This window comes from Streptomyces sp. NBC_01622, assembly GCF_045209635.1.
GTDB lineage: Bacteria > Actinomycetota > Actinomycetes > Streptomycetales > Streptomycetaceae > Streptomyces.
On record NZ_CP109293.1, the window covers coordinates 6,209,238 to 6,233,309 of the forward strand.

Sequence of the window (24,072 nt, forward strand, 5' to 3'; positions counted from 1 at the left end):
TGTGGCTGTGGACGTGCGGCGGGTCGTGGAGATCTGGAATCCGGTCGGGAAGTGCTCAGGGACCGGTTACCTGGTCGCGGACGACATCGTCCTGACGGCACTTCACAATGTGCTGGGCTGTGGGGTCTTGGAGGTCAGGGGTCTCGGTAGCGACTCCAAATGGCTTGCGGCGGAAGTGTTGTGGCCACTGACGGAGCCATCCGATCTGGAGCGGGAGCCGCAGGCGGACGGGGCGTTGGTCAGGATCACGGATGCCGGATGGCTCCCGCCGGCGGGAGCTGCCCCCGTCCGCTGGGGCCGGATCGACGGTGGCCCGGTCGTAGCGGACGAGGGGCGGCTGGCGTGCGTCGCGGTCGGCTTCCCCAGGTCCGAGGTGCGGGACGGCATCCGGGACACGAAGGAGATCCGCGGCCACATCGAGAGGCTGACGGGGCTCAAGTCCAGTGGGCTGATCACGGCGTACGTCGACCAGGTCGCCGTGCCCGGTGTCTGGGCGGGCGCGTCCGGGGCGGCGCTCTTCGCGCGGGGGCGGCTCATCGGGGTCGTGACGACCGACAGGCGGCGGGATTACGACGGGGATCAGCTGACGGCGGTGTCGGTGGTGGGATTGGCGGCGCGGCCCGGGTTTGTGGCGGCGGTGGGGGAGTTGGTTCCGGAGGACGTCACGGCTGCGGACCGGGAGGAACCGCCGCGTACGACAACGGCGTACGACGTCGAAGTCCTGCCGGGTGTGAACAACTTGCCGGAACTGCCGTCCCCGATCTTTGTCGGTAGGGCGGAGGTGATGGCGGAACTGGAGCGGGCGCTTTCGGCGGAGTCGCAGACGATCACGCAGACGGTGCACGGACTCGGTGGGGTCGGCAAGACGACGCTGGCCCTGCACTACGCGCACAACCATGGGAAGGCCTACCGGCTGGTGTGGTGGATCCGCTCGGACACCCCCGAACTGATCGAGGGGGGCTTCGCTGCCCTCACGATTCGCCTCCAAGGCGGCGCGGTTTCCGGGCTCACCACCACACAGGCCGCAGAGTGGGCCGTCGGGTGGCTGCAGACCCATCCGGGCTGGCTCTTGGTCTTCGACAATGCCGAGAAGCCAGAGCAGGTGCATGCCTGGACCGGCCAACTCCGGGCAGCTGGACGCCACTTGATCACCAGCAGGTATCAGCGGGGCTGGGTCGGTGCCCCGATCGCGCTGCCTGTGCTGGACGACGAAGCCTCGCTCGACCTGCTGTCGCGTCTCGTCGGAGACGGCGAAGAAGAAGACGAGGCGCGCGCTTTGGCCGACGACCTCGGACACCTACCACTGGCACTGGAACAAGCGGGTGCCTTCATCGGGCAGAGAGGGATCACGGCAGCCGAGTACCGGGCTCATCTGCGTCGGTATCCCGAGCGGGCCACGGATACGGCACCCGGCGGCTCGGATCCCGCCCGGACGGTGGCCCGGATCTGGCGCATCACACTGGACGCACTCCAGGAGCAGGACGCACGCGCCGTGGACATTTTGCGAATCGCCGCGTGGTACGCCCCGACGGGCATCCCACGCGACCTCTTCGCGCCGCTGGCCGAGGACCCCATGGACCTCGCCCAACTCCTGGGGCTGTTGGCCGACTACAACATGATCACGCTCGACCGGGCGGAGTTCGGCGTCCACCGGCTGGTGCAGACTGTGGCCCGGACTCCTGCGGTGGGCGATCCCCATCGAGACGGGGGAAGCATCCGTACTGCGCGTGACCTGGCTGTGGAATTGATGCTCGCTGAACTTCCGCCGAGTCCTGCCCTGAACGTGGCGGGTTGGCCCACTTGGAGAGCCTTACTGCCGCATGTCGAAGCGCTTCTCGACGTGAGCGATCCAGCCGAGGACTCTGCGGAGATGCTCCTGATGTTGAAGCAGGCAGGGGGATTCCTCAAACAGCAAGGTCCATTGAGTCAAACCATCCACTACTTCGGACGCTCCTTGGCCGCGGCCATCCGGTTGTTCGGTGAGGATCATCCCGACACGTTGACCTCGCAGGGCAGCCTTGCTGTCGCGTACCAGGAAGCGGGGGATCTGGGGCGGGCGATCCCGTTGTTGGAACGGACGTTGGAGACTCGTGTGCGGAAGTTGGGGGAGGAACACCCGGACACGTTGACTTCGAAGAACAATCTGGCCAGCGCGTACCAGGAAGCGGGGGATCTGGGGCGGGCGATCCTGTTGTATGAGGGGACACTGGAGGGTCGCGTACGGGAATTGGGTGAGGATCACCCGCTCACCCTTGTCCTCAGGGGAAACCTTGCTGGCGCGTATGCGGTCGCTGGGGATGTGGGAAAGGCGCTCCCGTTGTTCGAGCAGAATTTGGAAGGCCATGTGCGGGTCATGGGTGATGATCACCCGCACACGCTGGTCTCTCGGGGCAACCTGGCCTATGCATACATGGCAGCGGGTGACCTGTCGCGCGCGATTCCTCTGATGGAACGGGTGATGGCCGATTGCCTCCGGGTGTTGGGCAAGGACCACCCGGATACGCTCGCCTCGCAGAACAATCTTGCCAACGCGTATCAGACGGTGGGGGCTCTCGGAAATGCGATTCCGCTGTTCGAGCGGACGTTGGAGGCCAGACTGGGGATGGGAGTGGGACAGGACCACTCTGACGTGCTGGTCCTGCGGGGAAACCTTGGTATGGCGTACAAGGAAGCAGGGGATTTGGGCCGTGCGATCCCGTTGATGGAACAGACGCTGAGCAGTTGCCTTCGGGTATTGGGTGAGAGGCACCGGAACACGCTCATTCTGCGAGGAAACCTCGCCGCCGCATATATGTCGGCAGGGGATACCGTGCGAGGGATCGAGACGTTCGGGCAGGCACTCGCCGAATGCAGCCGGGTACTGGGCGATAATCACGAGTTGACGGAAAGCATGCGACGGCAACTGTCCATCGCTTGCAAAGCGCAGGCCTGACCTACATCCCGGCCAGCCCCAACACCGTCTGCAATCGTTCCGCATTCACATACGGGGCGCTCGGAGTCGGCTCGCTGTACCACCGCAACGGCCACGTGTTCCCGTCCAGCGCCGGGACCCCGATGTACGTGACGGTACGAGCACCCCGGCCACCGAACTGCTGCACACCCAAGGGCCAGTTGTGCCGACGGACCTCCCCGGGCGCCAGCAGGAAGTACATCCACCGGAACCCGGCGGCCTCGCAGACGATGGGTCCGGCATCCCCGGTGGCCTCGATGAGACGCGTGGCGACCCGTTCTCCCCGTACGCCTTCGATGCGTAGGGCGTCGAAGTGGACGCCGGTGAGGCGGAGTTGGTGACCGGATGCGGGAATCCAGTCCGGTAGGTGAATTGAGTCGGTCATGGTCACACGGTGGCGTTCGCGAAGCTACGCTCGGTAGTGACTGAGGTGATACACGCCGGGGTGTATCGGTCGGAGGTGGGTGCTGTGTCGGGCCAGTCCAACGCCAACTCCCTGCCGCCGCCTGTGGCCTGGCGGTACAGCGGGAACCAACTGAAGCGATGGCGCACCAAGGCCAACGTGAGCCGGGAGGAACTGGCCGCCGCCTCCAACTACTCGCCGGACACCATCAAGTCGATGGAGCAGGGCGTACGGATGCCGACGCCGCGCGTGCTCGACGTGGCCGATGGGATGTGCCGGGCCGAGGGGTTGCTGAGTGCGGCGAAGGACTACTTGAAGAGGGAGAAGTTTCCGGCGCGGGCACAGGACTTCATGGAGAGGGAGAAGGAGGCGATCAGCCACTGGTCGTACGAGACGACCCTGATCCCGGGGCTGTTGCAGACGGAGGGATACGCACGAGCCTTGATCGGCGGACGCTATCCACCCGTGGGCCAGGAGTTGGTGGAGGAGCGAGTGGCGGCTCGCCTGGAGCGTCAGTTCCTGCTCACGCGCACGCCTCCGGCGGCCTTCGTGTTCCTGATCTATGAGGCGGCGCTGCGCACCCCGGTGGTGGACGGGGAACAACTGGGGCACATCCTGGACATGGCGCGGCTCGGCAACGTTCTGGTCCAGGTGCTGCCCTTCGAGCGGTTCGTCTCCACCGCGCTCGTTGGCCCGATGGTGCTGCTGGAGACTCACGAACACGAGCGGCACGCCTATTCGTCGGGCCAGGCGATGAGCCAACTCACCACGGACCCCGCAGTGGTGAGTGTGCACCTGGAGCGCCTTAGCCTGATTCGAACGATGGCTCTCAGCCCCGCTGAGACGGCCCGGTTCATCGAACGGATGGCGGCACAGAGGTGACAGAGCAACCCGTGTGGTTCAAGTCCAGCCACAGCGACGACGAGGGCGACAACTGCGTCGAGGTCGCCCTCCCCGCACCGCAGTTGACCGTCCACATACGCGACTCCAAGAACGCCACGGGCCCCGAACTGGCCCTCCCCGCCCCCGCCTGGGCAGCCTTCATTTCCGCAGTTCAGCCCGGAGCTTGAGCCCCGGGCTTCGAGCTCTTTTCTTGGTTTCTGGGCTGGGTGAAAACAACCCAACCAACCAGGCCTGTAAGTGAGTTGAGGGGGGTTTAATCCGAACGGGTGACATTTCGTGATCGGCTTGCACCGCAAGGTAAAGCCGCTCTAGGTTCACGGCAAACAAGCAAATAGATCGGCCCCGGTCGGTGCTACCAACACCGGCTCCGGGGCCTAGACCTACAGATCGAAGGAACCTCGATCGTGGCTTACGCCCAGCCTAGCCCTGCCCTGCCGTCCCCGTCGCACCCCCTGGCCAAAACGGGCTACGGAAAACGCGCCACGGGTGACGAAGAACCGCACGCGGACCCGGACTTCGCACATCTGCTCCCCCGAGACGCCGAGATCGCCGTCTTCATCGACCACCTCGACGACGGCCACGCAATGGGCCACAAGGTGATCGCGGCCGAGCATCCCCGTTACGGCCAGCAGGCCTGCCGTACGTCTCTCAAGAGCCTCACCGAGGCCGGCCACCTGCGCTGGATCAAGGAACACATCACCGTCGAGGACAACTCGATGCGGTGGGTGACGCGGACGTACTGGTCGCGTACGCCCAGGTCGGCGCAGTGGTGGGCCGAGTTCGCGCGTGGGCGCCACGGCAGGGACGTCACGCATGACTACCAGCCGGGCCTGGCGAGGACGGAAGACCCGGCCCCCGTGCCGGAGAGCGAGAACGAGAGTGACGGGACGCCGGCGACGGACCCGACCCCCGAGCCCAGCGCCGCGTACCGCGCACTCGCCCAACTCCGCGCCACAGACTCCCGCATGTCCCTCTCCGAAGCCGAGTGTCGCGCCCTCGAACCCCTTGCCGTCGAGTGGCTGACACGAGGCGCCACCCCGGCCGACATGGCCCGCGCTCTGACCGACGGACTGCCACCCACCATCACGAACCCGGGCGGACTCGCCCGCACCCGACTGGAGACCAAGATGCCCCCGAAGAAGAACGACACCCCCGAGATCCGCCCCCTCCGCGCCCGTGTGACCCGCGTGCTCATGGCCTGCGCCACCTGCGACGCCGACGAGCGGACGGCGAAGATCGTCAACGGTGTGTGCGAGGAGTGCCGTGCGGAGCCGGAGATGAGCGAGGAGGAGATCAAGAAGGGATTCGAGGAGATCGCCTACCTGGGAACCACGACGGCCCGCTTCCTGAAGCAGAAGCTGGAACGCCGTACGGGCGGGCCCGTGCCCGACACGTTCCGCCCCGTGCCGATCGAGGACCGCGTCCACTACCACTACCGCGACAACCGCGACCGCATCGCGAACGGCCTCCCGCCGAGGCGGTGGAAGCCGTGACGGTCGAGAAGCGGCACGGAGGAGAGGGCGGCGGCGTATGAGCGTGCAGGAGGTGCCGGTCGGGGCACTATGGAGTCGAGGAGGCGACGCCATGACCCCCAGGACCGAGCAGCAGCCCCAGATGTCCGTCGAGGAGTTCGAAGAGCTGGAACGCCATGCCCCGGAGACGGTGCGGCTGGAGTTCATCAGGGGAAAGGTCCAGGTCAAGCGCGTGACCGATGGCAACCACGATCAGATCATCGCCTGGTTGCAGAGGCTGTGCATGCACCACCGTCCTGAGCTCTGGCTCTATGGGGAGCGGGGCATGAAGGTCGAACGTTATCGCAAGGGAAGGGCCCGGCCAGACGGTGTCCTCGCACCGTTTGGATTCCCGACGGGGCATGGGGACTGGTCCGAGGCATCAGGCGTGCTCATGGCGGTGGAAGTCACGTCGCACGACTCCGATACCCACCAACGCGACCGAGTCGAGAAGCCCGACGGCTACGCGGCAGCCGGCATCCCCGTGTACCTCCTCATCGACCGGGACGACGGTTCGGTCACCGTGTTCACCGAGCCCGAGGACGGTCGCTATCGCCAGCAGGTGAACAGGCCTTTCGGTGCCACGGTCAAGCTCCCGGACCCCGTGAACATCGCCTTGGACACCGAGCTCCTGAAAGAGCTCGCGGACTGAACGGTTCGGCGTGAGGGAGCCGAGGGTCACAGCCCCCACAACCCCTTCCCCACAGCCGTAACCCCACCCCCCAACGCCAACGACAAAACCAGCACCCGTGCCCCCCGCTCAGGTATCCGCCCCGCCAACCCCCGCCCGATCACCCCGCCCACCACCATCGCGACGACCACGGCGCCCCACCGCGCCCCACTCAGCGACGGCACCCCGTTCGCCGCCACCGAGAACGCGTTGACGACGACGCCGTAGAACTGCGCGTTGGGCACGAACTCCCGTACCGTCCAACCCGCGTTGACCGCGTAGAGGGAGATCGGCGGGCCGCCGACGCCCGCCGCCGCGTTCATGAAACCGCCCGCCGCTCCCGCCGCGACCGCCCCCTTCGTACCCCGGAGTGCCGGGACGCGGGCGCCCCGCATCACCACCAGGACGGCGACCGTCACCAGGCCGCCCATCACCAACAGGAGCACGGGCGGCGGCAGTTGGCGGGTCATCCAGGCGCCCGCCGGCACCGTGCAGACCGCCGCCGCGCACAGCGGCACCATCGCGCGCGCCCGTACCTGCCGCCAACCGCCCGCCAGACCTACGACGCTGATCGCGCCGGCCACGCAGTTGGCGAGGACGACGCCCTGCGTCGGGCCCAGGAGGAGTACGAGGGCCGGTACGGCGACCAGGGCGAAGCCCATGCCCGTCAGCCACTGGACGGAGGAGCCGAGCAGGACGATCGCGGCCAGCAGTATGTCCCCCGTCATGGGGCGACATCATTCCGGGGCAAGGTGTAGCCCGCTACACCTTTACTTCGGGACTGGGCTCCCTCGTTGCGGCACCCCGGAAACGGGATCGTTGGACGCATGAAGAACTTCCTCTCCTCCAAGCCCGTCCTCTGGTTCCTCTTCCTCTTCAACCTGGCCGTCGCCGCGGTCGCACCCTTCGTGGTCGACGGAACGCAGGGCGTGATGACCGCGGTCGGCATGGGTGTCGTGTCGCTGGGCGCCGGGGTCAGTCTGGTCCGGGACCGTGGTCAGGCGGCCACGGCGCGTTAATTGGGTCGGTCCTGGCCGAGCCCTGTACGTCCGCTGCACGGGCGCTAACCGACCGAAAGCCAGTCTGGAGTCATCCCAAAAGGCACCAGTACAACTGGAGTTGAGATGACCCGCCGGTCCATCAGCAAGCGTGCAGCCGTCGTCACCGTCACCACCGCCCTGGCCCTCGGCACCCTCGGCACCGTCGCCGCGACCGCCGGTCCCCAGCACGACGCCAAGCCCTCCAAGAAGCAGATAGCCGCCCTCTTCGACGGCTGGAACGCCGCGCTGCAGACCGGTGACCCGAAGAAGGTCGCCAACCGGTACGCGTCGGACGCCGTGCTCCTGCCGACCGTGTCCAACGAGATCCGCACCGACCGCCCCGAGATCGTCGACTACTTCGAGCACTTCCTGCCGAACAAGCCGGTCGGGAAGAAGATCGAAACGATCGTCAATGTGCTGGACAGCAACTCCGCGATAGACACCGGGATTTACGAGTTCACGCTCACCGACCCGGACACCGGCGCCAAGCGTGTCGTCGAGGCCCGTTACACCTACGAGTACGAGAAGCGCGGCGGCAAGTGGCTGATCGTCAACCACCACTCCTCGGTGATGCCCGAAGGGTGATGACCACCGACAGGCCGTTCCCCGGCGCGTCCCGCAGGGTCACCGTGCCGCCGTCGTCCGTCACCAACTGGCGTACGACGGCCAGGCCCAGGCCCGAACCGGAGCGCCCGGTGAGGCCCTGACCGCGCCAGAAGCGGTCGAAGGCGCGGGACTTGTCCGCGTCGGACATGCCGGGGCCCTCGTCCACCACCGTCAACTCGACTTCGTCGCCCCGGGACTGGGCCCGTACGGTGATCGTCGCGCCGTCCGGTGACACCTCCAGGGCGTTGGAGAGCACGTTGTCCAGGACCTGTTCGAGATGACCGGGACTGGCCAGCACCAGCGGCCGGCCGTCGGCGACTTCCCCCCTGAGCGCGATGTGGACCCCGCGCTCGTCGGCGGCCGGTCTCCACACCGAGAGGCGTTCGGCCACGATCTCCCGCAGCGGCAGCGGTTCCGCCGCCGTCACCTTCGCCTCGGCCCGCGCCAGCACCAGCAGGCCGTTGACGAGACGGCTCATCCGGACCACCTCGGCGGTCGCCTGGTCCACGTCCTCGCGCACGAACTCGTCGTCCACGCCGTCCGCGATGTTGTCCAACGAGAGTCTCAACGCCGTGAGCGGGGTGCGGAGTTGGTGCGAGGCGTCGGCCACGAAGATGCGCTGCGAGGCGATGAGGGTGTCGAGGCGTTCGGCGCCCTGGTTCAGGGTGCGGGCGAGTGTCTGTGTCTCGTGCGGGCCCGTCACGGGGGAGCGGGCCGTCAGGTCGCCGTCGCTGAACTTGCTCGCCATGTCGTTGAGTTGGCGTAGAGGGCGGGTGAGGCGGCGGGCGACGAGCGCACCCAAGCCGGCCGCCACCGCCAGGACCGCGAGAGCGAGGATCGCCCGGAAACCCCAGATCTGCCAGAGCCGCCTGGTCAGGTCGGAGGTCGGGTACGTGATGCGGACGGCGCCGACCGTCCGGCCGTCGCGCTGCGCCGGTGCCGTCACCTCCAGCTTTCCGTCGCCCCAGTGCGTCGCGGTCTTGGCGCGTGACGCGGGCAGTACCTCGGCCGTGCCGGGGGTCTCCTGCGCGTACGCCACCACCATGCGGTCCAGGGCCGCGCGCGAGGCGGCGTCGCCGCTCAGCAGCAACGCCATCGTCTTCGCCTCGCGCCGCACCGACTGCTCGGTGTCGCCCCGGAGTTGGGCGGTCAGCGTGAAGGCGACCGGCACGGTGAACGCCGTCAGCGCCACGGCCACGAGCAGGACGTAGCTGACGATGAGCTGCCGGATCATGAGGGAGACGCGCCGTCTGTGATCTCCAGGCGGAAACCGACCCCCCGTACCGCCTCGATCGTGATCGCGCCCGTCAACTTCCGCCGCAGCGCGGCCACATGGACGTCGAGCGTCTTCGTCGGACCGAACCAGTTCGCGTCCCAGACCGCTTCCATGATCTGCTCGCGCGACATCAGCGCCCCGGGCTCCTCGGTGAGGAACGACAGCAGGTCGTACTCCTTGGGCGCGAGCGGGACCTCCTCGCCGTCGAGGCGGACGCGGGCGGCCTTGCGGTCGATGGTGAGGCGGGTGCCGTAGGCGTCGGGGCCCGCGGCCTCCGAGGCCGCCTTGGGCTGTGCGCGGCGCATCACCGCCCTTATGCGGGCGATGACCTCGCGGACACCGAAGGGTTTCGAGACGTAGTCGTCGGCGCCGAGTTCCAGGCCGACCACCCGGTCCGTCTCGTCGCTGCGCGCGCTGATCACGATGATCGGGATGTCGCCGCGGGCGCGCAGGGCCTTGCACACGTCGAGGCCGTCGGTGTCGGGCAGGCCCAGGTCGAGGAGGACGACGTCGTAGGGGTCCTGGTGGCTCAGCGCCGCCCCGCCCGTGGTGACCCAGTCGACCTCGAAGCCGTAGCGCAGCAGTCCGCGCCGTAGCGACTCGGCCACGGGTTCATCGTCTTCCACCAGAAGTACGCGCACATCGCGCACCTTAGTGCTTGAAACTTAATTCACAGGCGTCACCTGTGACGCTCGGCACTTTTCCCGCACCTCCTGAGTGGGCATGCGCTGACCTGGGCGTCCGAATCTCACCATGCGATACCTGGGAGGGGAATTTCGGGCGCTCGTTAAACTGAGCCGACACACCAGGACTGAGCGAGGAGCGCACGTGGGCCTTGTCGTGCAGAAGTACGGAGGCTCCTCCGTAGCCGATGCCGAGGGCATCAAGCGCGTCGCCAAGCGAATCGTGGAAGCGAAGAAGAACGGCCACCAAGTGGTCGTCGTCGTTTCCGCGATGGGCGACACGACGGACGAGCTGATCGATCTCGCCGAGCAGGTATCTCCGATGCCCGCCGGACGTGAGTTCGACATGCTGCTGACCGCCGGAGAGCGGATCTCCATGGCACTGCTGGCCATGGCGATCAAAAACCTGGGGCACGAAGCCCAGTCGTTCACCGGCAGCCAGGCAGGCGTCATCACCGACTCGGTCCACAACAAAGCCCGGATCATCGACGTCACGCCCGGTCGGATCCGTACGGCGTTGGACGAGGGCAACATCGCCATCGTCGCCGGGTTCCAGGGTGTGAGCCAGGACAAGAAGGACATCACCACGCTGGGGCGCGGTGGCAGTGACACCACCGCCGTGGCGCTGGCCGCCGCCCTCGACGCCGAGGTGTGCGAGATCTACACCGACGTCGACGGCGTGTTCACCGCCGACCCGCGCGTGGTGCCGAAGGCGAAGAAGATCGACTGGATCGTCTTCGAGGACATGCTGGAGCTCGCCGCCTCCGGCTCCAAGGTGCTGCTCCACCGCTGTGTGGAGTACGCCCGCCGATACAACATCCCGATCCATGTGCGGTCCAGCTTCAGCGGACTTCAGGGCACCTGGGTCAGCAGTGAGCCGATTGGGGACCAGCAGGTGGAGCAGGCCATCATCTCCGGTGTCGCGCACGACACCTCCGAGGCCAAGATCACGGTCGTCGGCGTGCCCGACAAGCCGGGCGAGGCCGCGGTGATCTTCCGGACGATCTCCGACGCCCAGGTCAACATCGACATGATCGTGCAGAACGTGTCGGCGGCCTCCACGGGCCTCACCGACATCTCCTTCACCCTCCCCAAGGCGGAGGGCCGCAAGGCCATCGACGCCCTGGAGAAGAACAAGGGCGGCATCGGCTTCGAGTCGCTGCGCTACGACGACCAGATCGGGAAGATCTCGCTGGTGGGCGCCGGGATGAAGACGAACCCGGGCGTCACCGCCGACTTCTTCACCGCCCTGTCCGACGCGGGCGTCAACATCGAGCTGATCTCGACCTCCGAGATCCGTATCTCGGTCGTCACCCGCGCCGACGACGTCAACGAGGCCGTCCGCGCCGTGCACACGGCGTTCGGCCTCGACTCCGACAGCGACGAAGCCGTCGTCTACGGAGGCACCGGCCGCTGATGGCCACCACCGGAGCGACCGTGCGTCCGACGCTCGCCGTTGTCGGAGCGACCGGGGCCGTCGGCACGGTCATGCTCCAGATCCTGTCCCAGCATGCGGACATCTGGGGCGAGATCCGCCTGATCGCCTCTCCGCGCTCGGCCGGCCGCAAGCTGGCCGTGCGCGGGGAGCAGGTCGAGGTGGTGGCCCTGACGGAGGAGGCCTTCGACGGGGTCGACGTCGCGATGTTCGACGTCCCCGACGAGGTCTCCGCCCAGTGGGCGCCGGTCGCCGCCGCTAAGGGCGTGGTCGTCGTCGACAACTCGGGCGCCTTCCGGATGGACCCCGAGGTGCCCCTGGTGGTCCCCGAGGTCAACCCGCACAAGGTGCGGTGGCGCCCGCGCGGGATCATCGCCAACCCGAACTGCACGACCCTGTCGATGATCGTCGCCGTGGGCGCGCTGCACGCCGAGTTCGGGCTGCGCGAGCTGGTGGTGTCGTCGTACCAGGCGGTGAGCGGGGCCGGCCGGGCCGGCGTGGACACCCTGCGCCAGCAGCTCGCCCTCGTCGCCAACACCGAACTGGGCACCAAGCCCGGAGACGTACGGCGGGCCGTCGGGGACAACACCGGGCCCTTCCCGGAGCCGGTCGCGCTGAACGTCGTACCGTGGGCCGGGTCCTTGCGTGAGGACGGCTGGTCCTCGGAGGAGATGAAGGTGCGGGACGAGACCCGCAAGATCCTCGGCCAGCCGACGCTGCCGGTCGCGGTGACGTGTGTGCGCGTCCCGGTGGTCACCACGCACTCCCTCACCGTCCACGCCCGCTTCCAGGGCGAGGTCACCGTCGACGGGGCACGCGAGATCCTCGCTACGGCCCCGGGTGTCGTCCTCTTCGACAATCCGGCCGCCGGGGAGTTCCCCACCCCCGCCGACGTGGTGGGCACCGACCCGACCTGGGTGGGGCGGCTGCGGCGGGCGCTGGACGACCCGACGGCGCTCGAACTGTTCGTCTGCGGGGACAATTTGCGCAAGGGAGCGGCCCTCAATACGGCACAGATCGCCGAGCTGGTGGCGCGCGACCTCGGGTGAGAACCGGACCCACCCGCTCCGCCCGGCCGTAAATCCGCTGGCCAGTGGCGCGCGGGTTTGTAGGATCACTGTGCGCGATGTGGCCGGATTAATGGTTGGGACCACTTGAATCCAGCCACCTCCGCATCCGAAGATTTCACTCCCCGCTTCCCGCAACCGCGCGGCGAGCGGGGAGCGTCTTTGCGGACGCCCTTCAGCGGGCGCGGGGATGCGATGAGGGGCGTGGGGACGCCCCCGACATTCGTGACACAGGGGAAGAGCGGGTAGGCATGAGGGTGTTCGACGCACTGTCGGTTGTGCTGCCTGACACCAGACGGGTGGGTGGACTGTTTGTTTCGTCTGACATAAATGGGACGGTCGACGCGTACAACCCCCAAGGGGGGAAGCGCGTCCAACTTGCGTGGCTCAGGTACTCGACTTCACCGCGGCACGCGGCACGGCCCTACGGCCTCCGCGTGGCTCCCGTGCGCCCGGCGGCATGCCGGTGATCGCGCCGATGCCCGCAGCGCGGCCCGCCCGCATCCCGAACCAGCGCGACGGTGTCGACGACACCGTCGCGGCCGGAACGACCGTCGACCACCTCACCGAGACCTATCGGGCGCACTACCGCTCGCTGCTCGGCCTGGCCGCGCTCCTCCTCGACGACACCGCCTCCTGCGAGGACGTCGTCCAGGAGGCGTTCATCCGGGTCCACTCGGCGCGCAAACGTGTCCGTGACCCCGAGAAGACCCTGGCGTATCTGCGCCAGACCGTCGTCAACCTCTCCCGCTCGGCCCTGCGCCGCCGCATCCTCGGCCTCAAGCTCCTCTCGAAGCCGATGCCCGACATGGCCAGCGCGGAGGAGGGCGCCTACGACCAGTTGGAGCGCGACTCCCTCATCAAGGCGATGAAGGGCCTGCAGCGCCGCCAGCGCGAGGTCCTGGTCCTGCGCTACTTCGCGGACATGACCGAGGCGCAGGTCGCCGAGTCGCTCGGCATCTCGCTGGGTTCGGTGAAGGCGTACGGCTCGCGCGGCATCGCCGCCCTCCGGATCGCGATGGAGGCCACGGCATGAGCGACAACGTCGACGGAAACGGCTCACGCGCGCGGCGCGAGCCGGAAGTCCGGCGCGGTCCGACCTGGGCGCGCAGGGAAGAACCGAACGAATCGCACGCTGGGAACGGAATTGTGAACCACGGCCCCGACGAACAGAGCCCCACCGGGCCGAGCCTCGACGGGAACTCCGGAGGAGCCTCCGGAGGGGAGAACCCCGAGAACCCGGACGGCACCGAGGGCGCTGAGAACCCCGAGACCGTTCAGGGGCGCGACCCGGAAGGACTCGGGGGGCTCGCCGGGCTCGCCGCGCAACTCGACGGACTCGGCGGACTCGGCGACCACGACACCGAAGGATTCGCCCAGGACGAGCTGGCGCTGCGCCGGCTGCTGCACCAGGCGGTCCAGGAGGTCGAGCCGCGCGACGGCACGCTGGAGCACCTGCGCAAGGCGGTGCCCGCCCGCCGGGCCCGCAAGCGCCAGGCCGTCGTCGGCATGGCCGCCGCCGCCCTCTTCTTCGGCACCGCCATCCCGGCCCTCGTGCACGTCTCGAACTCGACAGGTTCCGTCGACCCGTCCATGGCGGGCAACAGCTCACAGGCCCAGGGCGGCACCAGCCAGGGCAAGAACCCGGACGGAGGTTCCAGCACCTCCGGCGGCTCCTCCGGGCAGGCGTCGGGACAGAATCCGGGCGGCCACAAGAACGAGGGCGGGAGCAAGAGCCCGGGCGCCGGCACCGTGAGCGCCAACCCCACGTCCAGCACCGGGACGGCCGCGCCCATCTGCGCCGCCGACCAGCTCGGCTCGGCCACCTCGTCCGTGGCCGCCGCCGACACGGGGGGCATTGTCTACGGCACGTTCACCGTCACCAACACCTCCGGCACCAGCTGTACCGTCGGCGGCGCCGGCACCGTGGGATTCTCCGCGCTGGGGGCCGCGGACAGCACCAAGATCCTTGTGACGCGGCACGCGGCGGGGGACGTGGCGGCCGGCCTGCCCGATCCGTCGACGGAGCCCGCCGAACTGGTGCTGCTGCCCGGCTCCGCCTACCAGGTCAAGTTCGCCTGGGTGCCCTCGGAGACCTGCCCCACCAGCAGTGGCGGCAACAGTGGCGGCACCACCACCGGCGGCACCACGGCCAGCCCCTCGCCCTCGGAGGACACCAGCACGAGCAGCGGCTCCACGGCCGGTGACACCGGCACGTCCGCCCAGCTGCTCCCCGAGGACGGCACGCTCGACGGCAGCGTCCAGGTCTCCCACACGGCGCAGGCGGGCTCACCGACGACCTCGGTCGTCGTACCGAACGCGTGCGCGGGGACGATCTACCGGACGGGCGTGCTGCCGGCGTCGTAGGACGGCCGTCGGTTGCGAGGTTCCAGTTGCCGGTCCACGGGGGACCCGGCGGCGTCAGACGGTGACGCCGGCCGCCTGCTCGCTCTCGTCCTCGGGCAGCAGTCCGAGTTCCGCGTCCCGCGCGAACTCCACCTCGCGGCGCAGCAGCCGGAACCACATGAAGACGACGAAGCCCGCGAAGACGAACCACTCGCCGGTGTAACCCAGGTTCTGGAACGCCTTCAGGTCGAGGCCGGTGTTCGCGGGCGCGGTCGCCGGTACGGCCGTCATCCCGGAGTCGGCCTTGTCGAGCGTGATCCACGCGTCGTACACGGGGTAGGGCACCAGGTTCACCAGCGAGGCCGCGCTGATCGCCGCGGTCTGGCCGGACGGCAGCCCGCCCTGGGCGCTGACGCCGTTGTCGCCGGGCGTCTCGGAGGCCTGGAGTGAGCCGGAGACGGTGACCTCGCCGGTCGGCGCGGCCGGTGCCTTCGCCGCGTCGGGCGTGCCGGGCAGCCAGCCGCGGACCACGGGCAGCGCCTTGCCGTCGTCGGTGCGCAGCAGGGTGAGGACGTAGAAGCCGTTCTTCCCGTCCAACTGGCGGTCGGGGACGAGGAGTTGCTTGCCGTACCGGCCGGTCGCGGTGGTCTGCCGGCCCGAAGTGGCCTGGTCGACCGGCAGCAGTTCGGCGAGCGGGCGGGCGGACTCGGCGCGGTCCGTCTCGACCTGCCTGGTGGCCTGGTGGCTGCTGTCCACGCGCGCCTGGAACCGGCTCAGCTGCCACGACCCCATGAAGATGCAGAAGGGGATGGCGAGCAGTACGAAGACGTTGATGCCCCACCAGCGCGATGTCAGCAGAAACCGGTACACGCCTTCCACGGTACGGGGCTGCCGCTGGGGCCTCGGCCCGGGGGTCGGCCCGAAGGTTCACCCGTCGTTGGCAATGCTCCGACCGGGTCTTGGTCGAAGTTATCCACAGGCTGAGGATCCAGTCAGTGCAATGTCTGTGAGGGCGGGCAGTATGGGGCCATGACTGAGAGCAACGGGTCCGCGTACACACCGGACTGGGAGAAGCGCTTCAGGGCGCCCCGAGTGTCCCTGCCCGACTGGGCGGAGGACGCACCCGACCGTTCCCTGTTCGTGTCGAACGCGACAGGGACGTATGAGCTGTACGCCTGGGACCGGGCGACGGGCGAGCAACGCCAGGTCACGGACCGGCCGAACGGCACGACGGACGGTGTGCTCTCCCCGGACGGGGAGTGGATCTGGTGGTTCGACGACAAGGACGGCGACGAGTTCGGCGTCTGGCGCCGCCAGCCCTTCAAGGGCGGCCCCGACGAACCGGCCGTGCCGGGTCTCGAACCGTCCTACCCGGCCGGGCTCGCCCTCGCGCGGGACGGCAGGACCGCCGTCGTCGGCCGCTCCACGGACGAGGACGGTACGACGATCCACCTCGCCCGCACGGGCGACGAGACCACCCTGCTCTACCGCCACCGCGAGTCCGCGGGCGTCGGCGACCTCTCGCACGACGGCTCGCTGATTGCGATCGAGCACACCGAGCACGGCGACGCGATGCACTCGGCGCTGCGCGTCCTGCGCCCGGACGGCACGGCGGTCGCCGACCTGGACGACACCAAGGGCGGCACCGAGGAACTGGGCCTTGAGGTGCTCGGCTTCGCACCCGTGGAGGGCGACACCCGGCTCCTCATCGGCCATCAGCGGCGCGGCCGTTGGGAGCCCCTGGTGTGGGACGTGGTGAAGGGCGGCGAGACCGACCTGGCCCTCGATCTGCCGGGTGACGTGAGCGCCGAGTGGTACCCCGACGGCTCGGCCCTCCTCGTCGCGCACAGCTTCGAGGCCCGCAGCGAGGTGTTCCGCTACGACCTCGCCTCGGGCGCCCTGGAGAAGGTGCCGACCCCGCCCGGCTCCGTCTCGGGTGCGACGGCCCGCCCCGACGGCAGCGTCGAATACCTGTGGTCGTCGGCCGCCGAGCCGTCCGCCGTGCGCTCGACGACGGGCGAGGTGGTCCTGGACCCGCCCGGCCTGAAGTCACCGGGCTCGGTCCCGGTGGAGGACGTGTGGGTGGAGGGCCCAGGCGGTCGTATCCACGCGTTGGTCCAGAAGCCGGTAGGCACCACGGGCCCCCTCCCCACGGTCTTCGACATCCACGGCGGCCCGACCTGGCACGACAGCGACTCCTTCGCGGCGGGCCCGGCGGCCTGGGTCGACCACGGGTACGCGGTCGTACGGGTCAACTACCGCGGCTCCACCGGGTACGGGCGGGCCTGGACGGACGCGCTGAAGTACCGGGTCGGCCTGATCGAGCTGGAGGACATCGCGGCGGTCCGGGAGTGGGCGATCACCTCCGGCCTCGCCGACCCCGCCAAGCTGATCCTCACCGGCGGCTCCTGGGGCGGCTACCTCACCCTCCTCGGCATCGGCACCCAGCCCGACGCGTGGACCCTGGGCATCGCGGCCGTCCCGGTCGCCGACTACGTCACGGCGTACCACGACGAGATGGAAGCCCTGAAGGCCATGGACCGCACCCTGCTCGGCGGCACCCCCGAAGAGGTCCCCGACCGCTTCGAGGCGTCCTCCCCGCTGACCTACGTCGACAAGGTCACGGCCCCCGTCTACATCTCGGCCGGCGTCAACGACCCGCGCTGCCCGATCCAGCAGATCGACAACTACGTCGAACGACTGGAGAAGCGAGGCGCCGTCCACGAGGTGTACCGGTACGACGCGGGCCACGGGTCACTGGTGGTGGACGAACGGATCAAGCAGGTGAGACTGGAACTGGACTTCGCGGCAAGGCACTTGGGGGGAGTGGCTGCGGTGTCCGGCTAGCCGCGGGCAGTCGTGCCGCCGGGACGGCACGGGTGGGCGCGGACGGCACCCCGCAGCACCGGGTTGCGGTCCCACCCCGGCCGACCCCGGCGCAGGGCACCTGATCAGGTTCCGGCCCGCTCCCGCGGCCTGCGCCCCAGCAGTTCCGCCAGCCCCCGCCGGGTCGCGGCCAGCACCACCCGGTCCGAGCCCCGCAGGACATACGTGTCGGGCAGGTCCCACACCAGCCCCGACCGCCGTACGTCCTCCGACGCGTCCCGGTTCGCCGTGTCCAGCGCCAGCACCCGCCACGACCCGGCCCGGAACGCCTCGGCGACCGTCTTTCCCTCCAGCTGGGGATGCCCGCCCACGGTCATCGCCGCGAACAGCAGCACCCGCCGCTCGACGGGGATCGCGCCCAGGATCTGCCGCCCCATCATCGCACCGGCGAACGCGGGCGCGGCCAGATGCGAGACGCTCCGGCTCCGGGTGAGGGCGCCGGGGTGGGCGGCGCGCAGGGTGCGGTACACGGCGGTCGCGAAGTCGTCGTCGTAGAGCCGGAGCACGACGCGCAGATCGGACCGTACGGAGCGGGCGTAGAGCACGGCTTCGAGGTTGGTGGTGTCGGAGCTGGTGACCGCGAGCAGGGCGTGCGCGCGGTGGATCTTGGCGGACTCCAGGACGCCTTCCTGGGTGACGTCCCCGAGGATCACCGGCACCCGCAGCCTGCGCGCGACCGCGAGACCGCGCGCCTCGGGGTCGGCCTCGACGCACACCACGGGGATGTTGAGTTCGCGCAGCCGGGTCAGCACCCGGGTGCCGATCTTGCCGAGCCCGAGCAGCACCACATGCCCGCCGAGCCCGCGCGGCGGCTTGCGCAGCGCGGACGCCGTACGGAACGTGCCGAGGGCCTCAAGAACCGCGGCCAGCAGCACCGGCAGCATCAGCAACCCGACGAGTCCGGAGAGGAGTTGAAGGATCTGCCGGCCCAGCGGCGCCCCGATCGCGGGGTCGTCGATTGCGAAGAGATCGAGCAACGTCAGATAGAAGGCCCGCACGGGATGGATACCGGTCACCAGCCACAGCGACAGGGCGAGCGCGATCACGCACGCCACCATGCCCGCCAGCGACCAGCGCAGCCGCCGCGAGAAGAGGGAGGAGAAGGCCGGTACGACACCGCCCCCGCGTCCGCCCGGCAACTGCGGCCCGGCGTACGACACTTGTTCAAGGACAACGGTCCCGCGCCCGGTGGCCGAGGCGACGGCCGCCGCGTCGGGCAGCAGGCGCGGTCCCTGTTCGCCCATGCCCTCGGAGCCGTCCGCGCCGGCTGGGTCGCTGCTGGTGGCCGAGAGCAGGGCGAGGGTGGCCAGCCCCGGGTCGGCGACCTCCCCGGGTGCGGGCGGCGGCCGTTCCACCGCGCGCAGCAGCAGCCCGTCGGTCTGGACGACCTTGCTGGTGCCGGCGAGGGCGGTGGCGGCGAGCGCGGGCGCTGCGGTGTCGGCGTCGGAGAGGACGGTGGTGGAGGCGTCGAGCCCGAGGCCGGCCCCGAACGTCGAACCGTCGCCGGTCGCCAACGCGGCCGCCTGGTCGAGGAGTTCCTCGATGTGCTGGCCAAGGCGCCGGTTGTAGAGGCGGAGCACGAGCCGGATACGGGGGTTGAGGCGGCGGGCGGTGAGGGCGGCGCGGATGTTGGTCTCGTCGTCGTCGTGCACGAGCGCCAGCGCGGTCGCCCGCTCCACGCCCGCCTCCGCGAACACCGCCTCGGTCAGCTCGGGGACCTCCAGCACCCGCTCCCCGCGCGGGGTTTCGGGGGCGGTCGGTACGCCGTTGCCGTTCGCCCTGGCCACCGCCGCGTTGACCCGGTCGCGCAGCGCCACCGAGGCCGCACGTGCACGCCCCACGACCGGCGGCCGGGAGGTGGCCTCGGAGAGCGGCACGACGAGGGTGATCTGTTCGCCGTAGACCGTGCGCAGTTCGGCCGCGAGCCGGTGCGCGAGCGCGTCGTCGCCGCACACCACCATGTGTGCCCGGGCGGTGCCCGGCGGGGTCTGATGAGGAACGCTGCTCGCCACGAGGGGAAAGACTGCCCCAAGGAGGCGGGTGGTTCCAGTATTCCGCTGAACACCCGCGCCCCGACTGCCGTATGCAGAGACAGGGAGCAAAACTCGCGAAACCCCGCACTTGCCGGAGGTAGCACACCCGTGGCCATCACCACCGAACCAGCCGCGCCGACCACGGAGACTCCGCCGACCGCGGAAACGCCCCAACAGCCGCCCGCGTCCGAGCCCTCGAAGGACGGCAAGGCCTCCAAGGACGGCTGGCAGCTCAACTCGCCGCTCGTGCTGACCATGGTGCTGCTTCTGGTGGTGCTGGCGCAGGGACCGATCCGTACGGCCCTGTCCGCGCCCGTGATGCAGAGCTGGATGACGGTGTTCGTGGCCGTGGTGGTGCAGGCGCTGCCCTTCCTGGTGCTGGGCGTGCTGCTGTCGGCGGCCATCGCGGTGTTCGTGCCGGCCACGTGGTTCACCCGCGCCCTGCCCGACAACCCCGTGCTGGCCGTACCGGTGGCCGGGATGGCGGGCGCGATCCTGCCGGGCTGCGAGTGCGCGTCCGTGCCGGTGGCCGGGGCGCTGGTGCGCCGGGGCGTCACTCCGGCGGCGGCGATCGCGTTCCTGCTCTCCGCCCCGGCGATCAACCCGATCGTGCTGACCGCGACGGCGGTGGCGTTTCCGCGCAACCCGGAGATGGTCCTCGCCCGGTTCGCGGGCAGCCTGCTCGTGGCCTGTCTGATGGGCTGGCTGTGGACGCGGCTCGGCCGCACCGACTGGCTGAAGCTGCCCGCCCACGAGCCGCACGCGGGAGAGACCAAGGGGGCCGCGTTCTGGGGCTCGGTGCGGCACGACGTGATGCAGGCGGGCGGGTTCCTGGTGCTCGGCGCGATGTCCGCGGCGACGCTCAAGGCGGTGGCGCCCGCGAGTTGGCTGCGTACGGCGGCCGACAACCCGGTGGTGGCGATCCTCGCCCTCTCGATCCTGGCCGTACTGCTGTCGATCTGCTCGGAGGCGGACGCGTTCGTGGCCGCCTCGCTCACCCAGTTCTCGCTCACGGCAAAACTCGCGTTCCTGGTGGTGGGCCCGATGATCGACCTGAAACTCTTCGCCATGCAGGCGGGCACGTTCGGGCGCGGCTTCGCCCTGCGCTTCGCGCCCGCCACCTTCGTCCTCGCCATCGCGGGCGCGGTCGTCACCTCGGCGGTGCTCCTGTGAGCCGGCAGGCACAGGCGGCGGTCCTGTTCCTGATCGGCACGGCCCTGCTGCACGCGGGCCTCACCAACCTCTACCTCCGCTACGTCAAGGCCGGCCTCCAGCCGCTGCTGCTGCTCTCCGGCGCGGTACTCATCGTGGCGGCACTGGCGACGGCCTGGTACGAGTGGCGCCGGGCACGGGCGGAGAAGGCGCACGCGGACATTCCGGTGACGGACGACAGCCACGAGCCCGAGCCCGGTCATGGCCATGTGCACCGCGAACCCCGCATCTCCTGGCTCCTGTTGCTCCCCCTCTTCGCCCTCATCCTGGTCGCCCCGCCCGCCCTCGGCTCCTACAGCGCGGTCCGCACCGGCACGGCCATCCAGCAGCCCTACGGCCTCTCCAAGCTCCCCGCCGACAACCCGCTCACCCTCGGCCTGGTCGACTACGCGACCCGCGCGGTCTACGACCACGGGCACTCCCTCGGCGACCGTCAGCTCAAGGTCACCGGCTTCGTGGCCCTCGACAAGTCCGGCGCCCCCTACCTCGTCCGCATGGCCCTCAACTGCTGCGCCGCAGACGCCCAGCCGGTGAAGATCGCCCTGACCGGCAAGATCCCGCCGGTCCTGCAGCCCGACACCTGGCTACTGGTCACCGGCACCTACTCCGCCAAGCAGACCAAGGACCCCGTCAACAACCGCCCCATCCCCTACTTCCAGGTCACCCGGGCCAAGCCGGTCCCGACCCCGAAGGACCCGTACGACGAGAGCTGGAACCAGTGACGCGGTAGCGCGCGCGGCAGGGGCCGTAGGACGCAGGGCTGCCGGACCCGCGGCCCAGGCCGTGCCGCACCTCGCGGGCGTACCGTGAAGGGACCGAGGATTTCTCGTGTACCGGATCGCGCCGGTGCCGTCCTCGGCGAAGGACGACGCCGGGGCGGACGTGTCCGCACCCGGGGCAGGGCTCGCCCCATGACCGTGAATGTGCCCGGTCGGCCGATGACCGCGGACCTCGTCAGGCACGGCGGTGCGGACGCACACGGCCGTGCCGACGCGGTCAAGGGGGAGAAGCCATGGTCGCCCGGCAGGGAGCGCGGCCCCTCCCCCCGGCAGGGGGACCGTCTCCGCCCGCTCAGCCGACGCCAGGTCGAGGACCGGTTCGACGACCTGGGCGATCTGTACGAGGAGACCTCCGGCGGCGGCACCCGCGCCGGGACCCGCTCGCGCGCCGACTTCCTGCGCCGGCTCGCGGGCGATGTCCGGCGCCCCGGTTTCACCCTGCTGATCGCCGAGAACACCACCCTGACGGCCTTCGCCTACGGCTTCCCCGTGCGCGGCGCCGATCCGTGGTGGCAGGGGTGCGACACCCGCCTTCCCCGGACCGTGCGCGGTCTCGCGGTCACCGGTGGGCTCTTCGCGGTCTCCGGGATCGTCGTCCCGGCCCGGGTGCGTACCCACTACCAGGACCGGGACTGGAACCTCGCCCGGCGCCTGCAGCGCAGGCTTCTCGCCGATCACGCGCCGGCCCTCGGCGTCGCCCTGCTGCCCGCCACCGACACCGAGACGCTGGCCGCGTACCGGGCCTGGGGCTGGCGGGACGTCGTAGCGGAAGCGCGCGATCCGCGGCCGCCCGCCGGGGCCTGCCGGGTGCTGCTCCTCGGCCGCTGAGCGCGTCAACCGGCGTCTACGGGCGTCAGGACATCTGTGCTCGCCGCGACAGAGATTCCCCGGGTGCGACTAGAGTTCCCGTAGGGGGGAACACGCTCCCCGGAGGCGGGCCGTCCCTCTCCGGTGGTCCGCAGGAAAGGTGTACATGCCCGCAGAAAGCCAGCAGCCCGCGGCCGACCGGCTCGACGACGACGACTACCCTGCCTACACCATGGGCCGGGCCGCCGAGCTGATCGCCTCCACCCCCGGTTTCCTCCGGTCGCTGGGTGAGGCCGGGCTGATCACGCCGACGCGGTCGGACGGCGGTCACCGTCGCTACTCGCGCCATCAGCTCCGTACGGCCTCCCGCGCCCGCGAGCTGGTCGACCAGGGGACGCCCATCGAGGCCGCCTGCCGCATCATCAGCCTGGAGGACCGGCTGGACGAGGTGCTGCGCGTGAACGAGGAGCTGCGCAGGTCGTCCCATCGCTAGAAAATCTGATGTCGACGAAACAGAAATTCACCGTTTCGGGCGGCGCTTTTCTCACCCAATTCCGCCGCCGCGGAAATGGGTTCCGTGCTAGGCTGACTTCAGTTGCAGTTGTGGTTGCCAATTTTGAACCGGTTCTCCGGGCAGGTGATCATCACGGCGATGGAGGAGATTCGTAAAGTGCGGATCTCGTGCACTGCCTAGGAGTTAAGACATGGCCACCGGTACCGTGAAGTGGTTCAACGCGGAAAAGGGCTTCGGCTTCATCGAGCAGGACGGCGGCGGCGCTGACGTCTTCGCCCACTACTCGAACATCGCCACCCAGGGCTTCCGCGAGCTGCAGGAAGGTCAGAAGGTGACCTTCGACATCACGCAGGGCCAGAAGGGCCCGCAGGCGGAGAACATCGTTCCCGCCTAAGCACGCGAAGCTGCGAAACAGGGGCCCGCACCTTGGGTGCGGGTCCCTTTTCGTATCTGCTCATTTACCCGCCGTTCCACCTGCCGTTCTTCGGCCACCCGCTGTTCTTCGGCCGTTCTCCGGCTTCCCCGTTTTCCCCGAGGAGAAATCCTCCCCTCTCCTCCCGCTCGAACCCCTTGGTGAGGCACCATGCGCTGCGTGATCGCCCGTTACCCCTTCGATCTGACGAAGAGCGAGGTGGAGGAGATGCTCAAGGGCATCCGCCCGGAGCAGCCCGTCAGCGGCCCCTGCGCCGTCATCAGCCGCAAGCTGTACCCGGTCAAGCAGGTCGGCGAGGTGATCACCAAGCAGGACCGCCGTGACTTCACCGCCTTCGAGGTGACCCGGGCCCTGACCCGCCTCGGCTTCACCTGCCACGAGACGCCGCCCGCGCCGGCCACCCCCGCGCCCGCCGCACCCTCCGCCGAGTCCGACTCCGGCCCCGAATCGACCTCGTACATCGGCACCACCCTGGGCTGACGCCTCCGCCCCCGCACACCTCCGCATCACCCAAGCGA

Annotated in this window: 24 protein-coding genes; 18 read left to right on the forward strand and 6 right to left on the reverse strand. The window is 69.5% G+C overall.

Annotated features, from left to right (window positions below; translation table 11 throughout):
* Position 1: 1 nt before the first annotated feature.
* Complete coding sequence (locus OH768_RS28605) at positions 2-2,932, forward strand: tetratricopeptide repeat protein (protein WP_406458290.1); 2,931 nt, start codon at positions 2-4, stop codon at positions 2,930-2,932.
* Position 2,933: 1 nt separating this feature from the next.
* On the opposite strand, the gene OH768_RS28610 is transcribed toward OH768_RS28605, so the two are convergent.
* Positions 2,934-3,341 (reverse strand): hypothetical protein, encoded by a 408-nt coding sequence (locus tag OH768_RS28610; protein WP_406458292.1) that lies wholly within the window; start codon positions 3,339-3,341, stop codon positions 2,934-2,936.
* A gap of 78 nt (positions 3,342-3,419) precedes the next feature.
* Here OH768_RS28610 and OH768_RS28615 point away from each other — a divergent pair, with 78 nt between their 5' ends.
* The 4 genes from OH768_RS28615 (at position 3,420) to OH768_RS28630 (ending at position 6,419) form a co-directional block, all read left to right on the forward strand.
* A complete protein-coding gene (locus OH768_RS28615; protein ID WP_406458294.1) occupies positions 3,420-4,235 on the forward strand; it encodes a helix-turn-helix domain-containing protein in 816 nt (271 codons plus the stop codon).
* Positions 4,232-4,423 (forward strand): DUF397 domain-containing protein, encoded by a 192-nt coding sequence (locus OH768_RS28620; RefSeq protein WP_406458296.1) that lies wholly within the window; start codon positions 4,232-4,234, stop codon positions 4,421-4,423. Before OH768_RS28615 ends, OH768_RS28620 begins: the two co-directional genes overlap by 4 nt.
* 285 nt (positions 4,424-4,708) lie before the next feature.
* Positions 4,709-5,749: a hypothetical protein gene (locus tag OH768_RS28625; RefSeq protein ID WP_406465482.1), complete on the forward strand. Its 1,041-nt coding sequence runs from the start codon at positions 4,709-4,711 to the stop codon at positions 5,747-5,749.
* Between the two features lie 91 nt (positions 5,750-5,840).
* Positions 5,841-6,419, forward strand: coding sequence for a Uma2 family endonuclease (locus OH768_RS28630; RefSeq protein ID WP_406465483.1), 579 nt, complete (start codon positions 5,841-5,843; stop codon positions 6,417-6,419).
* A 26-nt stretch (positions 6,420-6,445) separates the two neighbouring features.
* Here OH768_RS28630 and OH768_RS28635 read toward each other — a convergent pair whose 3' ends face one another.
* Entirely contained in the window at positions 6,446-7,165 is a 720-nt protein-coding gene (locus OH768_RS28635; RefSeq protein WP_406458298.1) for a TSUP family transporter, read from the reverse strand.
* 99 nt (positions 7,166-7,264) lie between these two features.
* Here OH768_RS28635 and OH768_RS28640 point away from each other — a divergent pair, with 99 nt between their 5' ends.
* Positions 7,265-7,456, forward strand: coding sequence for a hypothetical protein (locus OH768_RS28640; protein ID WP_043667796.1), 192 nt, complete (start codon positions 7,265-7,267; stop codon positions 7,454-7,456).
* Positions 7,457-7,561: 105 nt separating this feature from the next.
* Positions 7,562-8,062, forward strand: a complete 501-nt coding sequence (locus tag OH768_RS28645; RefSeq protein ID WP_406458301.1) for an SgcJ/EcaC family oxidoreductase — start codon at positions 7,562-7,564, stop codon at positions 8,060-8,062.
* Here the strand turns inward: OH768_RS28645 and OH768_RS28650 are convergent.
* Positions 8,028-9,317, reverse strand: coding sequence for an ATP-binding protein (locus tag OH768_RS28650; RefSeq protein WP_406458303.1), 1,290 nt, complete (start codon positions 9,315-9,317; stop codon positions 8,028-8,030). The two genes, OH768_RS28645 and OH768_RS28650, sit on opposite strands and share 35 nt — an antisense overlap.
* Positions 9,314-10,000, reverse strand: a complete 687-nt coding sequence (locus OH768_RS28655; RefSeq protein WP_406458305.1) for a response regulator transcription factor — start codon at positions 9,998-10,000, stop codon at positions 9,314-9,316. Before OH768_RS28655 ends, OH768_RS28650 begins: the two co-directional genes overlap by 4 nt.
* Before the next feature lie 187 nt (positions 10,001-10,187).
* Between OH768_RS28655 and OH768_RS28660 the strand changes: the two genes are divergently transcribed.
* From OH768_RS28660 to OH768_RS28675, 4 genes are all read left to right on the forward strand, one after another.
* Positions 10,188-11,459: an aspartate kinase gene (locus OH768_RS28660; protein ID WP_328680818.1), complete on the forward strand. Its 1,272-nt coding sequence runs from the start codon at positions 10,188-10,190 to the stop codon at positions 11,457-11,459.
* Positions 11,459-12,526 (forward strand): aspartate-semialdehyde dehydrogenase, encoded by a 1,068-nt coding sequence (locus OH768_RS28665; protein ID WP_406458307.1) that lies wholly within the window; start codon positions 11,459-11,461, stop codon positions 12,524-12,526. The genes OH768_RS28660 and OH768_RS28665 overlap by 1 nt, the downstream gene beginning before the upstream one ends.
* A 478-nt stretch (positions 12,527-13,004) precedes the next feature.
* The gene (locus tag OH768_RS28670) at positions 13,005-13,580 is read left to right on the forward strand and encodes a SigE family RNA polymerase sigma factor (RefSeq protein WP_359611819.1); all 576 of its coding nucleotides are present in this window, start codon (positions 13,005-13,007) and stop codon (positions 13,578-13,580) included.
* A complete protein-coding gene (locus OH768_RS28675) occupies positions 13,577-14,911 on the forward strand; it encodes a hypothetical protein (protein WP_406458309.1) in 1,335 nt (444 codons plus the stop codon). The genes OH768_RS28670 and OH768_RS28675 overlap by 4 nt, the downstream gene beginning before the upstream one ends.
* Positions 14,912-14,965: 54 nt before the next feature.
* Here OH768_RS28675 and OH768_RS28680 read toward each other — a convergent pair whose 3' ends face one another.
* Entirely contained in the window at positions 14,966-15,760 is a 795-nt protein-coding gene (locus OH768_RS28680; RefSeq protein WP_406458311.1) for an SURF1 family protein, read from the reverse strand.
* A 159-nt stretch (positions 15,761-15,919) separates the two neighbouring features.
* Between OH768_RS28680 and OH768_RS28685 the strand changes: the two genes are divergently transcribed.
* A complete protein-coding gene (locus OH768_RS28685; protein WP_406458313.1) occupies positions 15,920-17,737 on the forward strand; it encodes a prolyl oligopeptidase family serine peptidase in 1,818 nt (605 codons plus the stop codon).
* 104 nt (positions 17,738-17,841) lie between these two features.
* Here OH768_RS28685 and OH768_RS28690 read toward each other — a convergent pair whose 3' ends face one another.
* Positions 17,842-19,737 (reverse strand): NAD-binding protein, encoded by a 1,896-nt coding sequence (locus OH768_RS28690; protein WP_406465485.1) that lies wholly within the window; start codon positions 19,735-19,737, stop codon positions 17,842-17,844.
* Between the two features lie 180 nt (positions 19,738-19,917).
* On the opposite strand from OH768_RS28690, the gene OH768_RS28695 reads away from it, so the two are divergent.
* The 6 genes from OH768_RS28695 to OH768_RS28720 all read left to right on the forward strand — a co-directional run bounded on the left by OH768_RS28695 (position 19,918) and on the right by OH768_RS28720 (position 24,034).
* Entirely contained in the window at positions 19,918-20,982 is a 1,065-nt protein-coding gene (locus tag OH768_RS28695) for a permease (RefSeq protein WP_406458315.1), read from the forward strand.
* Complete coding sequence (locus tag OH768_RS28700) at positions 20,979-21,743, forward strand: TIGR03943 family putative permease subunit (RefSeq protein WP_406458317.1); 765 nt, start codon at positions 20,979-20,981, stop codon at positions 21,741-21,743. Before OH768_RS28695 ends, OH768_RS28700 begins: the two co-directional genes overlap by 4 nt.
* Before the next feature lie 189 nt (positions 21,744-21,932).
* Positions 21,933-22,628, forward strand: a complete 696-nt coding sequence (locus OH768_RS28705; protein ID WP_406458319.1) for a hypothetical protein — start codon at positions 21,933-21,935, stop codon at positions 22,626-22,628.
* 145 nt (positions 22,629-22,773) lie between these two features.
* A complete protein-coding gene (locus OH768_RS28710; protein WP_406458321.1) occupies positions 22,774-23,100 on the forward strand; it encodes a MerR family transcriptional regulator in 327 nt (108 codons plus the stop codon).
* 211 nt (positions 23,101-23,311) lie between these two features.
* The gene (locus OH768_RS28715; protein WP_019063123.1) at positions 23,312-23,515 is read left to right on the forward strand and encodes a cold-shock protein; all 204 of its coding nucleotides are present in this window, start codon (positions 23,312-23,314) and stop codon (positions 23,513-23,515) included.
* A gap of 189 nt (positions 23,516-23,704) precedes the next feature.
* Positions 23,705-24,034 carry an SCO5918 family protein gene (locus OH768_RS28720; protein WP_262061246.1) on the forward strand — a complete coding sequence of 110 codons (330 nt, stop codon included), beginning with the start codon at positions 23,705-23,707 and terminating at the stop codon, positions 24,032-24,034.
* Positions 24,035-24,072: the final 38 nt, after the last annotated feature.